This is a genomic window from Flavobacterium cerinum (assembly GCF_024496085.1).
Taxonomy (GTDB): Bacteria; Bacteroidota; Bacteroidia; order Flavobacteriales; family Flavobacteriaceae; genus Flavobacterium; species Flavobacterium cerinum_A.
The window spans coordinates 1,103,059-1,118,383 of the sequence record NZ_CP101751.1 but is presented as its reverse complement, the minus strand read 5'-3'; the positions used below and the strand labels follow the sequence as shown (position 1 = coordinate 1,118,383).

The 15,325-nt window shown below is 38.0% G+C and carries 7 protein-coding genes; 2 read left to right on the top strand and 5 right to left on the bottom strand.

From position 1 onward, the window contains the following. The first annotated feature begins 1 nt into the window (after window position 1). Both NOX80_RS04985 and NOX80_RS04980 read left to right on the top strand, forming a co-directional pair. Window positions 2-763, top strand: a complete 762-nt coding sequence (locus NOX80_RS04985; protein ID WP_256552221.1) for an ABC transporter ATP-binding protein — start codon at window positions 2-4, stop codon at window positions 761-763. Beyond that, a complete protein-coding gene (locus NOX80_RS04980) occupies window positions 750-1,970 on the top strand; it encodes an ABC transporter permease (protein ID WP_256552220.1) in 1,221 nt (406 codons plus the stop codon). The genes NOX80_RS04985 and NOX80_RS04980 overlap by 14 nt, the downstream gene beginning before the upstream one ends. A 130-nt stretch (window positions 1,971-2,100) precedes the next feature. Here the strand turns inward: NOX80_RS04980 and NOX80_RS04975 are convergent, their stop codons facing one another. The 5 genes from NOX80_RS04975 to NOX80_RS04955 form a co-directional block, all read right to left on the bottom strand. Then, the gene (locus NOX80_RS04975; protein ID WP_256552219.1) at window positions 2,101-2,676 is read right to left on the bottom strand and encodes an Imm43 family immunity protein; all 576 of its coding nucleotides are present in this window, start codon (window positions 2,674-2,676) and stop codon (window positions 2,101-2,103) included. A gap of 2 nt (window positions 2,677-2,678) precedes the next feature. After that, window positions 2,679-6,998, bottom strand: a complete 4,320-nt coding sequence (locus NOX80_RS04970; protein WP_256552218.1) for a hypothetical protein — start codon at window positions 6,996-6,998, stop codon at window positions 2,679-2,681. A 149-nt stretch (window positions 6,999-7,147) separates the two neighbouring features. Next, entirely contained in the window at window positions 7,148-8,458 is a 1,311-nt protein-coding gene (locus tag NOX80_RS04965; RefSeq protein WP_256552217.1) for an ATP-binding protein, read from the bottom strand. Between the two features lie 280 nt (window positions 8,459-8,738). Next, window positions 8,739-14,831, bottom strand: coding sequence for a hypothetical protein (locus NOX80_RS04960; RefSeq protein ID WP_256552216.1), 6,093 nt, complete (start codon window positions 14,829-14,831; stop codon window positions 8,739-8,741). Between the two features lies 1 nt (window position 14,832). Further along, a complete protein-coding gene (locus NOX80_RS04955; RefSeq protein ID WP_256552215.1) occupies window positions 14,833-15,264 on the bottom strand; it encodes a hypothetical protein in 432 nt (143 codons plus the stop codon). Window positions 15,265-15,325 lie beyond the last annotated feature (61 nt).

Genomic DNA, 15,325 nt, shown 5'->3' with positions numbered 1-15,325 from the left:
GATGGGTAAAAAAATTCTGGAAATACAGGATCTGAAAAGAGAATTCGTCATGGGTTCCGAAACCGTGCGGGCTTTAAAAAGCGTTTCCTTTGATGTTATTGAAGGTGAATTCATGACCATTATGGGTAGCAGCGGTTCCGGAAAAACCACTTTATTGAATATCTTAGGTTGTCTGGATAAACCTTCAGACGGAAATTACTTATTAGACGAAGTCAATGTAAAATCGCTGTCAAAAAACGAATTGGCGGCCTTAAGAAATACCAAAATCGGCTTTATATTCCAGTCGTATAACTTATTGGCACGTACTTCTGCTATAGAAAACGTCGAATTACCTTTATTATACAATCCGAAAATTTCGTCAAAAGAGCGAAAAGAAAGAGCCATTAAAGCCCTGGAAGCGGTAAAATTAGCCGACCGACTGGATCATTTTCCGAATCAGCTTTCAGGAGGACAACAACAAAGAGTAGCGATTGCCCGTGCTTTAGTCAATGATCCTGTGATGATATTGGCCGATGAAGCCACCGGTAATCTGGACACCCGGACGTCCTATGAAATTATGGCTTTGATTCAGGAATTGAACCAACAGGGAAAAACCATCATTTTTGTCACTCACGAACCCGATATCGCCGCTTTTAGCAGTCGGACCATCACATTGCGCGACGGCAAAATCATGAAAGATTTTTATAACCAAAACATCAAATCGGCACGACAAATGCTCGCTGATTTTCATGTTGATGACGATTACAATTATGAGAATAGCTAATCTTTTTCTAATCGCATTAAAAGCGTTACGACGCAATAAGCTACGAGCCTTATTAACGATGCTCGGGATTATTATTGGTGTCGCTTCTGTTATTGCTATGGTCGCGATCGGACAAGGTTCCAAACAAAGCATTCAGGATCAATTGTCGAGTATGGGATCCAATATGATTACGATACGTCCCAACAGTAATGTTACAGCCGGAGCGCGTTTGGATATATCCAGCGTACAAACCTTAACCCTTGCTGATGTCGAAGCACTTAAAAAAGAAGCAAAGTATTTAAATGCCGTTTCGCCGGCCGTATCCTCAAAAGGACAAGCCATTAACGGTTCGTTAAACTGGCCTACAACCATGCAAGGTGTTGATATCGGTTATTTAACGATTCGAAACTGGCCTTTAAAAGAAGGAATTGCTTTTAGAGAATCGGATATTCATATCGCAAATAAAGTTTGTCTTTTAGGTCAAACGGTAGTTGATAATATTTTCCCGAACGGAACCGATCCGATAGGTCAGACCATCCGGTTTAATAAAATTCCGTTTCGGGTGATCGGTATTTTGGAGAGTAAGGGTGAAAATGCATTCGGACAGGATCAGGATGATATTATTATTTCGCCCTACAGTACGGTTCAAAAGCGAATCACGAATTCGATTTATTTACAGAATATTTATACCTCAACGACCGATGAAAGTCAGACGGAATTAGCGACTGCTGAAATCGAACAAATCATGCGGACATCCCACCGGTTAAAAGCAAAAGACGATGATGATTTTTCTGTACGCACCCAAGCAGAATTGATCAACACATTTAGCTCAACGAGTCAGCTATTAACGGTATTGTTAACGGCTATTTCCGGGATTTCCCTGTTGATTGGCGGAATCGGGATTATGAATATTATGTATGTTTCGGTTACGGAGCGTACCAAGGAAATCGGTTTGCGAATGTCGATCGGAGCAAACGGGCGTAATATTTTATTGCAGTTCCTGGTAGAAGCCATATTGATCAGTCTAACGGGCGGTGCAATCGGGATTATTGTAGGCATCATCGCTTCCGAGCTGATTCAGTACTTTTTACAATGGCCGACATTGATTTCAGAGTCTTCGGTGATTCTTTCGTTTTTGGTTTGCGCTATAACCGGTATCTTTTTCGGTTATTACCCGGCTTTAAAAGCCTCAAAACTCGACCCGATTGAAGCGTTGCATTATGAATAAGTCTTTAGCTTTTAAAAACAAAGTCGTGCATTTATTAAATTAAAAAACTCCGCAAAGTCAGAAGACATTACGGAGTTTTTACAGCTACTCTTTTTAAAATGAGTCACATATATCGAAATACAAAACAGTTTTAGTATCTATTTAAACGACCTGCCTTGTATTCGAAATCTTCTATTGGTATAAATTTATACTCGGAAATTTTTAAATCCTCAAGTCTATTTTTTAAATCCTCAGATACTACAATTTCATCTCTAAAATGTTTTAACCTAAAAATATGTCTTGACTGGACTTTAGAGTTATTTAAAACTAGCTTAGTGATTTCTGATAACACTTTAGTTTCAGGCATGATTTCCACGTAAATAGACTTTTCAAAATCAATAGCATCTACATTGTCAAGTATATTTAAAAAATAAAACTTTGATTCTATCTTCATGTCAATTTTCACCTCAAATAACTCAATTTCATTTGGACAATTACTCAATAAAACATCTGAAATCAACTCAGATATTATTGGAATACCGTATAAATTGGAGATAACATTTCTAACATTACCTTTATTTTTCTTTAATTCAATTTTAAGTTCTTTATCCTTTAAAGATACTCCTGAAATACTTAGTTTATGCATTCCTTTTTCTGAAACATTAACTTTTTCAGCTAAGTAATCTTCGTCATCAACTACTGATTTTAATATATAAAAACTCATCATAATTATAATTTTATTGTTCCGTTTAATAGATCATCAATTGTTGAATTAAATAATTTATCAAAAATTGGCTTATACTTTTCTATAGCTGCTGCTTTAGAAACTCCAGCTTCTATCAATTCATCAAACTGTGTTGCTAGCTTCAATATATCTTCACTCATCATAGCATTATAGCCTGGATGATACGTTTTAACAGAGTGGATAGATGCATCTTTGATACTTTCTAGTTCTTTAACTATTCTTTTCAGTTCATTAATATCAACATCATCCGCTAATTTTAAAGTTTCTTTGACTTCATCAACGTGTTTTGTATTTTTTAAAACATCAATACTATCATCAAGTGCCTTTATTGCTTCATCCAATAGATCTAGATCGATTCTAGGAAGTCCAATTGCATTTATAACCTCATCAATATTATGCCCCATATCAGATAAAAAGTCCGCTATTTCTTCAATTCCTTTTAGGGAATTAGGCACAATATGGTGTACTGCAATGAATTTTTTAGCATTTTCAGAGAGTTTCAGACCTTGACTTTCTAAAAATTTAAAGAAATCTGGCCTAAAATTCGGATTACGTGGCACTCCTCCTTTTTTAGATATCTTAGCTGCTACAGCTTCGATATTCTTACCAACAACGCCTTTAGAGTCTTTACTAGCCTCTAGTAATTCGTCATAGACTTTTTTACTACTTTCAAATACCTCATCCCCTACTTTTCCTGCTTGCTTAGAATTATCGATACCTTTTATCAAATCATCAACAAAACCGGACTTGGATGCATCTTTTATTGTTCCTTTAGATCCGACAACGATGGCATCATTACCTCCAACTTTTACAACACTTCCAACTTTAGAACTACCTGTAATCTGATTGTTTTTTACTTTTTTAACCTCACCATTGGCTAATAAAACCCATGGGTTGATACTTCCGTAAAGACTGAATCTAAACCCTTTTACAACGATTTTAAACCCTTTAAACTTAAAGCGTTTTGCCAAGCCTTCACCCAGTTCGTCTAAGCTTTTAGCTCCTTTGGCAACTCCTTTTCCTAGACCTTCTACAAAGAACTTTACTTTACCGGCTTGTTTTACAAACCCTTTACCGGTAGCGACAAAAGCACTCTTACCTGCTTGAAGCGTACTTTTAATTCCTGTCTTAGTCAGGTTAACGACACCTTTTACACCACCTTTAGCAGCTGTTTTCAACACTTTAAACAGTGCTGCAGAATCAAATAAAAGAATAAAAATCAACTCCACCAAAATAATTACAATTGCTCGTGCCAATGCTACTGCTGCTGCTGCAAAATTTCCAACCCAACCGTCGGTCATAAAAGTTTTGAAGAATCCGCTTGCTTTTGCGATAGCTACTGCCATCATGATCGCTGCGAAAATCTGTAATGCCGGTGGAATAAGAGCGAAAATAGCTCCTGCTGTCAGAATGGCCAACGCTGTAATTCCAATAACTATGGCGGCTCCAATCCCAATATATTTCCATTTGTTATCTTCCCAGTTCTTTTTAATTCCAGCCCACATTTGTTCTTTCAGGTAGTACAAACGAACACCTGGTGTCCATGGTCCAACAAGTTTCATCTCTTCCGGCATTGAATTGGCAGTAGCCGCTTCTTTTCCGGAACTGCTTTGCGAAGTATCCATAGGTGCCTGACTGTTTTGATATTTAATAAACCAGTCGGCCTGAGCATATGGATCAGCAGGAACATCCAAGCCTTCTCCTCCTTGTGTCGGAGCAGTTTCTGTTTGCTCCGATGAACCGAAAGATTCTTTAAAGCCATCCATTGTATTATTATTTTCTCCGAAATGAATCTCGCCGTCACCATTTTGTAATTGCGCTAAGATTTCCGGACTTAATGCCAAATCACTGGTTACAGGATCGACATGGAAATCATCTTCTTCATAAGAATTCTTTCCTAACAATTCAGAGTACTCGGAGTCAGACCCGGATGCAGATCCTCCTCCTTCAGGCATACCTGTTTTTTCAAAAGGCAATGGTTTAGTTACATCCATTCCTAAGAATTCTTCAGAAAGCTGACCCATAAAATTATCCGGCATCATTACTGCGGAAACACCTAAATTGTAAAGCCCTTCCATTATTTTCAGTATTCCGGACACAATAAAATTAATCCCATCAAGAATAAAGTCATAGAAACTCTGTAGAGCATCCAGTAATGCATCAACTACCGAAGCCAGGAAGTCCATAATAGCTATTACCGCTTTTTTAAATTGATCAAATGCTTGATTAACATATTTTTCAGCAGCATTGACAAATTGATCGATTTTTGCTTTCAGACGATCACGAATAGCCGGGAAAGCTGCTAAAGCAACATCCAGGAATTTTTTCAGAAGAGCACCGAAACCTTTAATAATGTTTACAATTGCTTTTCGGGCGAATTCCAATGCCTCGAGCATTAATTTTTTCGCAAGGTCAAAAATAGCTTTAACCGCTGCACGTAATTTGGTAAAAATAACGTTTAGGGCATCTTTAAGCGCATTGATAAATGCTGAAGCCTTGTCGGCAACCCATCCGAAGAAACCGCCGCTTGATTTTTCCTCTTCCGCTTTTTTCTTTTCTGCGTCTCTATCTGCTTTTTGTTTTTCTTTCAGTGCATCATCATTAGCTTTATTGATATGTCCCTGCGCTTTTGCTTCTCCGGCTGTTTTTTCCGTCTGGATTTTACCCATGGTTGTTTTAGCCTGTTCGCCCGATTTTTTAGCAAAATCAGATTCCGTTTTGTCTAATTCATTCTGCCATTCAAGTCGTGATTTATCGACATCACCCTGTGCTTCTCTGACTGATTTTAACTGTCTTTCTTTTGATTTACTTTTCTCGTTTTCAACTTTTGTTTCGGCCGCTTTTTCTTCAGCAAAAACCTTTTGATCATGCTCTATTTCAGCGGCATCATACTTACTCTTTTCTGCTCCGATTTTAGTCTGGATTTCAGGGTCAAAATGAGCATTGAGCATTTCTGCGTCAAATCCTTCGGTCTTAAATCCTTTGACCGGTTTACTTTTAACATTCTTCGATTTGAACTTATGTTTCGACTTAAGAATATCATTCCCCGGTTTTTTGATGATATCATGCTCACCGTAGTCTTTTTGAATATCCTGTTCCGCGTGATTCTTTTTACTACTAACATCGTGACTTGCATCATTTTGTTCAATTGCTAAATGCTCAACAGATGCGTCACCCGTAAGCTCCAGATTCGCATTTTCCTTCATTCTTGTCGGAATTCCGGATGTATTTAAACGTACCGCGTCAAATTGACTTTTTGCCTGTTTATCAATCGGTGCTTTTTTGTCGCCACCTGTTTGAAACGAATATGTTGTTTTTTTCAACGGTTCTTTTTCCGGGAATGCTATGTCTTTCGACGCTTTTTTCGGAGCAGCAGCTTTAACCGTCTTTTTAGCCGTTTTTGATTTGGAACTATTTTTATTCTTATTGTTCTTATTCTTATTATTTTTCGCCTTATCACTAAAAGCACTTCCCTGAGCTTCATTTAGTTTTGGCTGGCTATTTTCCGCTTCTTTATTCTGATTATTCAAGGCTCCTGCACTTGCTTTTTGAACGGCATTAAAGTTCCGAGCCAATTCAGTTGCAGATGTATTCGATAAATCCGTCAGAAGATCACCCGGCTTACCTGTATTTGAAATTTTTACTTGTTTTGTTTCTTTAGCCGGTTTTACAGCTTCTCCTTTTGAAGTTGCAGCCGGCGATGGTGTTGTTTGCTTTTTAGGTTGTACTGCCGGCGCAACATCCTGTTTTCCTTCAGCCGGCGGTTGCTGCTCTACCGTTTTATCTACGGCAACCTGATTTCCAACTGCTTCCGGAGTTACCGCAGTTTCAACAGGCGCAACTGTTTTGTCTGCAATTTTTCCATCATTTTTGGTTACCGGAGCCGATACTGTCGTTTCCGCTACCTTTGCTTCCGGGTTTTTCGGAATATAGGTACCGGACTTAATATCATTATAATTTCTTAATTCACTAATTCCCAACGTACTTTTATAGTCCTTCTCAGCCTGTTTTGTTTCCGGATGGTCTAGTCCGCCCGTTTTTTCAAGGCTGGATTGAAGTTCGCGGTGCATTTTTTCGGAACCGTCGGAATAAGCGGGATCGGAACCGTGAACAACCGGAACATTATCGCTACCGGTCAACGGGCTTTTGCCCTCAACAGAAGCTTCTTTTATCGCTCCGTCGGGGTCCTGCGTCTGAGAATTCGCATTCTCAGTTTCGCGCAGTGAAAAAGGCAAAACCGCTGCCTGTTTCTGATCTTTCTTTTGCGCTACATTCTTCGGATTACTCTCTTTCTCTGCGTTCATTATTATTCATTTTTTCTTGGTTTTGCAATACGATTTTGCGCTATACAAAGTGTAACGTTATACGTTACACTTTGTATAACACAGGATTGTCTGAAAATCAATAATCAGACACTTGGTTGTTTTTTGAGGTATTTAACTGACGAAGCAGTTTATGCGAATATTCGGTCTTCTTTTAAATATTCTTTTTGGATACTTTCCAGTAGGACATCCTGACTCACGCTATAGTCGGGCGATTTGGATGCAATTGTTTTCAAACTGACATCCTGGATAATATTCATGATATTCGACCCGGTAAGTTCATAGCGCATCGCTATCTGATCGATATCTATACCTTCCATATTTAATTGTTTCGGCAGATTCTGTTGCCAGATACGCAGACGCTCTTCATACCTAGGGCTGTTAAATCTGATACAACTATGAAAGCGTCGCGTAAAGGCTTTATCCATATTATTTTTATAGTTGGATGCCAATATGACCAATCCGGAGAAGGTTTCGATACGTTGTAAGAGGTATGAAACTTCCTGATTAGCATATTTATCATGTGCATCGCGAACATTGGTTCGTTTTCCGAAAATAGAATCGGCTTCATCAAAAAACAGAATCCAATTTTTATTTTCTGCTTTATCGAAAAGCTTTGCCAGGTGCTTTTCGGTTTCTCCGATATATTTAGACACCAACATCGAAACGTCAATTCTAAATACAGGTCGGTCTGTATATTTCCCCAGAAGGCTGGCCGCCAGTGTTTTTCCTGTCCCCGGATCTCCGTAAAACAGCACCCTGAAGCCCGGTTTTAAAGTCTTCTGCATATCCCATTCTTCCATGAGTATATGTCCGCTACTGTACCAGGCTTCAATACTTTGAAGTTCGTTTAGTGTGGCTTGGGGAAGTATGAGGTCATTCCACGATCTATGGGTGTGTATTTGCTCAGCCGGGAAATCTTTGCTCATTTTCGGCAATAATTCCACTCCTAACAGGATACGGTTAAAAGCCTCCTGGGAAATATTTATTTTATTACTTGTTGCATTTTCATCATGTCCTAACAAATTGACGGTATTTTCTTTTATTAATATATTTGACTCATCAAAATATTTCAGCACCTCTAATCTGCCTGAGATGCTGCTTCCTCCTAAAATATATTGTATTGCTTCGAGAGTTGGAAAGAAAAGCCTGCCGTTATCATTGGTTGTACATAAATCAAACAATACGCTATTGGGTACCTCCAGGTATATGCGTCGTAACAACGCCGGGTCCAATTTTGGCATCAGTGCCAGTAAGAGAATGACAACTTCATGACGGGCAAGCTTTTTCTCCGAGATATAGTCTCCTAGTGGAAAGCCTTCATGGTCACTAGTACTAAATCCAGGTCCTTCTATATTGAAATCCTTTTCAGGATTATTAATTCGCCAGATAATTACTTGTTCCAGATAACTGAATATTTCTTGTAATTTTTTTGACTCCATTGTAATTTTAGTGTTTGTTTTTTATAATTCTGAAATTCAAAATTCACTCTTTTTTTCCTGAAAAAACAGTTTTCAGAGCGATGGTTTCAGTAGTTGCAGTAAGTGGTAAATTTTGTCGTTTAAAAACAAGTAATATATTTGTTTTCAGTCAATTACAATATTTCATAAATGAGTAAAAAAAACACAAAACGACCTTTCCGGATAGGGTTTATCCGGTTCTTATGATTTGCTTAAAAAAACCTCACAGGCTGATTTAGATCTGCTGTGAGGTTTTCAAATTTTAGTAATACCTTTTGATATAATTTACGATCAGATGACTTCGTTCTGCCATAATGAATGAAAGAATTCCTTCTTTATCGTTGAACTGATACATTTGTGGTTCCAGAATATAAGGGTTGAAGTTTTTCCCATCATCACTTCTAAAGTAGATGATGTATTTTAATCTCGCTCCTATCAGATCACTGTCATGATATCTTCCATTATCTTTATCGTTATAACGGAATGTAAGGGTTTTTAAATATCCTTTTTCATTCTCATCACCCGGTTCAATTCCTAATTGTCCTAAGTTAACTGCACTACCACGCGTTGTGGCAGCAGGGATATTTACTTCTCCTGAGAAATTACCCGTTCCGTTAACATCTAACCTTGCTACCGGCCACGGCGTACCGATTCCGATATTACCTCCTTCTCTTTGGAAACTGATATCTTTAGGTTTTCCCTGTTCATAATCACTTCCCTGAATATTCGGAGACTCGTCACCAGTCATTTCTATCCTCACAGAATGGCCATGATCTTTATTCGTAGTTGCGAAAACACCTTCAACACCCAGATTGCCATATTTTATGTCATCTCCGTTTTTTTGCAGATAATCTCCACCGCCGCCACCGCCCATGGCTTTCCAAGATGACCAGTCACCATTATAAAAGGCCCGATAATAGATGGTATTATTCCCTCCATAACTATGATAGGTTTGGTAAGACATTGCTTCGTCTTTGTAGTTTTGGACTACTTCTAACTTACCGGCCTGGCCTAAAGGGTAATTATGTCCTGTTCTGGCTGCCTCATCAGAATTTTGTGTATAAATTCCCGTTGCTCTATATTCGTCTAAATTTTCTCCGTATTCAAGGCTTCTTTTAACATTTAAAGTTCCATATGCATCTACTTTAGACCCCAGGTTACTATATAGAATGTTAGTTGTTTCGGCGAATCTTGCATCAACTTCATTCGCATTTGCTTTTCCATCTAATCTGGCATATACTTCGTTAGCATTCGCTTTGATTGCCAATCCGGCATTAACATCGGCTGTATTGGCTTTCGCATTCAGATCGGATACGTTAGCTTTGTCCGATAACTTAGCATTCATATCGGCGGTATTTGCTTTAATAGCCAAGCCTGAACTGACATCAACTTTGATTTGATTCAGTTTTGAATCCATATCCGATGAATTTGCTTTTTCAGCCAATCCTTCATGTATGATGGTTATTGTTTCATTAAACTTTACATCTACATCATAAGCATTTGCTTTCGCATTCAGATCCGCCACATTGGCTTTACCTGCTAACCCCGCATTTACATCAACCGTATTCGCTTTTGCGTTCAGATCAGCTACATTCGCTTTCCCGGCTAACCCTGCATTTACATCAACTGTATTGGCTTTTGCGTTCAGATCGGTTACATTGGCTTTTGCGGATAATTTTGTATTCATATCCGCAGTATCTGCTTTTAAAGCAAGGCCTTCACTGAATTCCGTTGTACTTATTTTTGTTGCTAATTTGTTATCAACATCAACCGTATTCGCTTTTGCATTCAGATCGGTTACATTGGCTTTTGCGGATAATTTTGTATTCATATCCGTAGTATCTGCTTTTAAAGCCAGACCTTCACTGAATTCCGTTGCGCTTACTTTTGTCGCTAATTTGTTATCAACATCAACTGTATTGGCTTTTGCGTTCAGATCGGTTACATTTGCTTTTGCGGATAATTTTGTATTCATATCCGCAGTATCTGCTTTTAAAGCAAGGCCTTCACTGAATTCCGTTGCGCTTACTTTTGTCGCTAATTTTACATCAACATCGAATGCGTTGGCTTTTAGATTTAAGTCGGTTATGTTCGCTTTAGCATTCAAATCCGTTACATTCGCTTTGGTAGCTAATCCTGCATTCAGATCCGCTACGTTAGCTTTCATAGTCAAACTTGTAACTAAATCCTCTTTATCTGCTTTTTCAGCTAAACCTTCCTCTAATTGAACGGCACTGATTTTACTTGCCAACTTAGTATCAACATCCGTTATACTTGCTTTTAAGGCTAGCTTGTTATCAACATCGATAACGTTTGCCTTTAAATTTAAGTCGGTTATATTCGCTTTTAAATTTAAATCGGTAACATTTGCCTTAGTCGCTAAGCCGGAAGTTAAGTCCGTTTTATTTGCTTTTGCAGCTAAACCGTCTTCGATAATAATGGACGTTGCGGCAAACTTGTTATCAACATCACTCGCATTCGCTTTTATAGCTAAACCTTCTTCTAACTCAACAGCACCGATCTTTTCCGATAATTTTGCATCAACATCAAGAATGTTTGCTTTTAAGTTCAGGTCGGTTATATTCGCTTTTAGATTTAAATCCGTTACGTTTGCTTTAGTCGCTAAGCCGGAAGTTAAGTCCGTTTTATTTGCTTTTGCAGCTAAACCGTCTTCGATAATAATTGATGTTGCGGCAAACTTGTTATCAACATCACTCGCATTCGCTTTTATAGCTAAACCTTCTTCTAACTCAACAGCACCGATCTTTTCCGATAATTTTGCATCAACATCAAGAATGTTTGCTTTTAAATTTAAGTCGGCGATACTCGCTTTAGTTGCCAATCCGGATGTTAAATCATCCTTATTTGCTTTGATTGCCAGACCTTCTTCCAATTCAACTGCGCCAATCTTTTCCGATAATTTTGCATCAACATCAAGAATGTTTGCTTTTAAATTTAAGTCGGCGATACTCGCTTTTAATGTCAGCTTGTTATCAACATCAATTGTGTTTGCCTTTAAATTCAAATCAGCGATACTCGCTTTAGTTGCCAATCCGGATGTTAAATCATCCTTATTTGCTTTGATTGCCAGACCTTCTTCCAGTTCAACAGCGCCAATCTTTTCCGATAATTTTGCATCGACATCAAGAATGTTTGCTTTTAAATTTAAGTCGGCGATACTCGCTTTTAATGTCAGCTTGTTATCAACATCAATTGTGTTTGCCTTTAAATTCAAATCAGCGATACTCGCTTTAGTTGCCAATCCGGATGTTAAATCAATTGTATTCGCCTTTAAATCCAAGTCGGCTATATTCGCTTTTAGATTTAAGTCTGTTATGTTTGCTTTAGTCGCTAAGCCGGAAGTTAAGTCCGCTTTATTTGCTTTTGCAGCTAAACCGTCTTCGATAATAATTGACGTTGCGGCAAACTTGTTATCAACATCACTCGCATTCGCTTTTATAGCTAAACCTTCCTCTAATTCGACAACACCGATCTTTTCCGATAATTTCGCATCAACATCAAGAATGTTTGCTTTTAAATTTAAGTCGGTTATATTCGCTTTTAGATTTAAATCTGTAACGTTTGCTTTAGTCGCTAAGCCGGAAGCTAAATCCGTTTTATTTGCTTTTGTAGCTAAACCGTCTTCGATAATAATTGACGTTGCGGCAAACTTGTTATCAACATCACTCGCATTCGCTTTTATAGCTAAACCTTCTTCTAACTCAACAGCACCGATCTTTTCCGATAATTTCGCATCAACATCAAGAATGTTTGCTTTTAAATTTAAGTCGGCGATACTCGCTTTAGTTGCCAATCCGGATGTTAAATCAATTGTATTCGCCTTTAAATCCAAGTCGGCTATATTCGCTTTTAGATTTAAATCTGTAACGTTTGCTTTAGTTGCTAGGCCGGAAGTTAAATCCGTTTTATTTGCTTTTGCAGCTAAACCGTCTTCGATAATAATGGACGTTGCGGCAAACTTGTTATCAACATCACTCGCATTCGCTTTTTCAGCTAAACCTTCCTCCAGTTCTGTTAAGCTAACTTTTTCGGCTAATTGGGCATTAACTTCAAGAACATTCGCTTTTACTGATAATTTCGTATCAACGTCTGTTATCGAGGCTTTTAAAGCTAACTTGTTATCAACATCGATAACGTTTGCCTTTAAATTTAAGTCGGTTATATTCGCTTTTAGATTTAAATCCGTTACGTTAGCTTTAGTCGCTAAGCCGGAAGTTAAGTCCGTTTTATTTGCTTTTGCAGCTAAACCGTCTTCGATAATAATTGATGTTGCTGCAAACTTATTATCAACATCACTCGCATTCGCTTTTATAGCTAAACCTTCTTCTAACTCAACAGCGCCGATCTTTTCCGATAATTTCGCATCGACATCAAGAATATTAGCTTTTAAGTTCAGGTCAGTTATATTCGCTTTTAGATTTAAATCCGTTATGTTTGCTTTAGTCGCTAAGCCGGAAGCTAAATCCGTTTTATTTGCTTTTGCAGCTAAACCGTCTTCGATAATAATTGATGTTGCGGCAAACTTGTTATCAACATCACTGGCATTCGCTTTTATAGCTAAACCTTCTTCTAACTCAACAGCGCCGATCTTTTCCGATAATTTTGCATCAACATCAAGAATGTTTGCTTTTAAATTTAAGTCGGCGATACTCGCTTTAGTTGCCAATCCGGATGTTAAATCATCCTTATTTGCTTTGATTGCCAGACCTTCTTCTAATTCAACAGCGCCAATCTTTTCCGATAATTTTGCATCGACATCAAGAATGTTTGCTTTTAAATTTAAGTCGGCGATACTCGCTTTTAATGTCAGCTTGTTATCAACATCAATTGTGTTTGCCTTTAAATTCAAATCAGCGATACTCGCTTTAGTTGCCAATCCGGATGTTAAATCATCCTTATTTGCTTTGATTGCCAGACCTTCTTCCAATTCGACAACACCGATCTTTTCCGATAATTTCGCATCAACATCAAGAATGTTTGCTTTTAAATTTAAGTCGGCGATACTCGCTTTTAATGTTAACTTGTTATCAACATCAATAGCGTTTGCCTTTAAATTCAAATCAGCGATATTCGCTTTAGTTGCCAATCCGGATGTTAAATCATCCTTATTTGCTTTGATTGCCAGACCTTCTTCCAATTCGACAACACCGATCTTTTCCGATAATTTCGCATCAACATCAAGAATGTTTGCTTTTAAATTTAAGTCGGCGATACTCGCTTTTAATGTTAACTTGTTATCAACATCAATAGCGTTTGCCTTTAAATTCAAATCAGCAATACTCGCTTTAGTTGCCAATCCGGATGTTAAATCATCCTTATTTGCTTTGATTGCCAGACCTTCTTCCAATTCGACAACACCGATCTTTTCCGATAATTTCGCATCAACATCAAGAATGTTTGCTTTTAAATTTAAGTCGGCGATACTCGCTTTAGTTGCCAATCCGGATGTTAAATCATCCTTATTTGCTTTGATTGCCAGACCTTCTTCTAATTCAACAGCGCCAATCTTTTCCGATAATTTTGCATCGACATCAAGAATGTTTGCTTTTAAATTTAAGTCGGCGATACTCGCTTTTAATGTTAACTTGTTATCAACATCAATTGTGTTTGCCTTTAAATTCAAGTCGGTTATATTCGCCTTTAGGTTTAGATCCGTTATATCCGCTTTGGTCAGTAACCCTGCATTTACATACACTAAATTTGCTTTAGTATCCAATCCGGTCTGTACCTCAACAGTATTCGCCTTTGCAGCCAATGCTGTAGCAACACCGCCACTCGAAATAGCATTATTGCTTCCTACAGTTGGTGTGCTATCTACGTCTAATGCTTTCGGTACACGTCCCCAATTAACACCATTAGAAATAACCCAGTCACCAATTTTAAAATTTTCACCCTGTTGTGTTCCTACTACATTTACTACCCAGTATTTTCCTTTATTAGCCGATGCAACCGGTAAAGCCGGACTATTGGTTGCTGCATCATACGTTCCCTGATAATTAACTGCTCCAACCAGAGCGTCGTTAATTTGTGAAAGCGGGATTTTTCCATCTACAAGATCCGCTTTATTCGTCACTTCCCCTGTTAGGAAGTCAACTGCATTTTTTAATTGCTGATCAAATCCAAGTGCTGTCCATTCGGTTCCATTATGTCCCTCGAACTTTCCCGTTTCCGGATTAAAACGAATACGTCTCTTAAGCTCAATATTGGGTAATAAATGAGCTTCAGAATCCTCAGGAACCTGCATAACAGTTGTAGCACTTATACCACCACGAAACTCCGTATTTATTACTTCATCTCCTGTCTTAATTGTTTTACCTTGTTCATTGATTTTCATACTATCGTTTTGTATAAAGTATTATATATTGTGTGTTTGCTCTAAAATCCCAGTTCGACAGCGTTCCGGTTACCGGATCCAATTGTATTACATTCATATCGATCTGGCCTAAATACATCACGGCATTTAGCGTGGCATTTTTAAGTTCCTCGATTTGTAATTCTGAAGTATCAGTTGTGGGGAAAACCGGTAAAAATCGATAGGGTGTTGCAGCCTTAGCGAATAAGTCAGCATGGGCATTTGCATCTGTTGCATGGGCACCAAGCGCTGCTTTTTCTGCTTTGTTATCAAGATCCGTTTTAAGATTCTGAATTTTTGCCTGTGGGATAATATCATCTTTATGCCAGTAGCTTTCCATCCATTCCCAAAACTGAGATTGTGTTGGATACAAACCCGTTTTAAACCAATCTTTTAAAATATTCTTACTTGCCATAATTATCCTTTAATTCAATAAACATTACTATTTATAAGGGCTTGACCACCATTTGTTTTTG

Bases quoted from the DNA above. Each gene is read 5' to 3' on its own strand.
- NOX80_RS04975 (WP_256552219.1), bottom strand. From the start codon at position 2,676: ATGATGAGTTTTTATATATTAAAATCAGTAGTTGATGACGAAGATTAC.
- NOX80_RS04970 (WP_256552218.1), bottom strand. From the start codon at position 6,998: ATGAACGCAGAGAAAGAGAGTAATCCGAAGAATGTAGCGCAAAAGAAA.
- NOX80_RS04985 (WP_256552221.1), top strand. From the start codon at position 2: ATGGGTAAAAAAATTCTGGAAATACAGGATCTGAAAAGAGAATTCGTC.
- NOX80_RS04955 (WP_256552215.1), bottom strand. From the start codon at position 15,264: ATGGCAAGTAAGAATATTTTAAAAGATTGGTTTAAAACGGGTTTGTAT.
- NOX80_RS04980 (WP_256552220.1), top strand. From the start codon at position 750: ATGAGAATAGCTAATCTTTTTCTAATCGCATTAAAAGCGTTACGACGC.
- NOX80_RS04965 (WP_256552217.1), bottom strand. From the start codon at position 8,458: ATGGAGTCAAAAAAATTACAAGAAATATTCAGTTATCTGGAACAAGTA.
- NOX80_RS04960 (WP_256552216.1), bottom strand. From the start codon at position 14,831: ATGAAAATCAATGAACAAGGTAAAACAATTAAGACAGGAGATGAAGTA.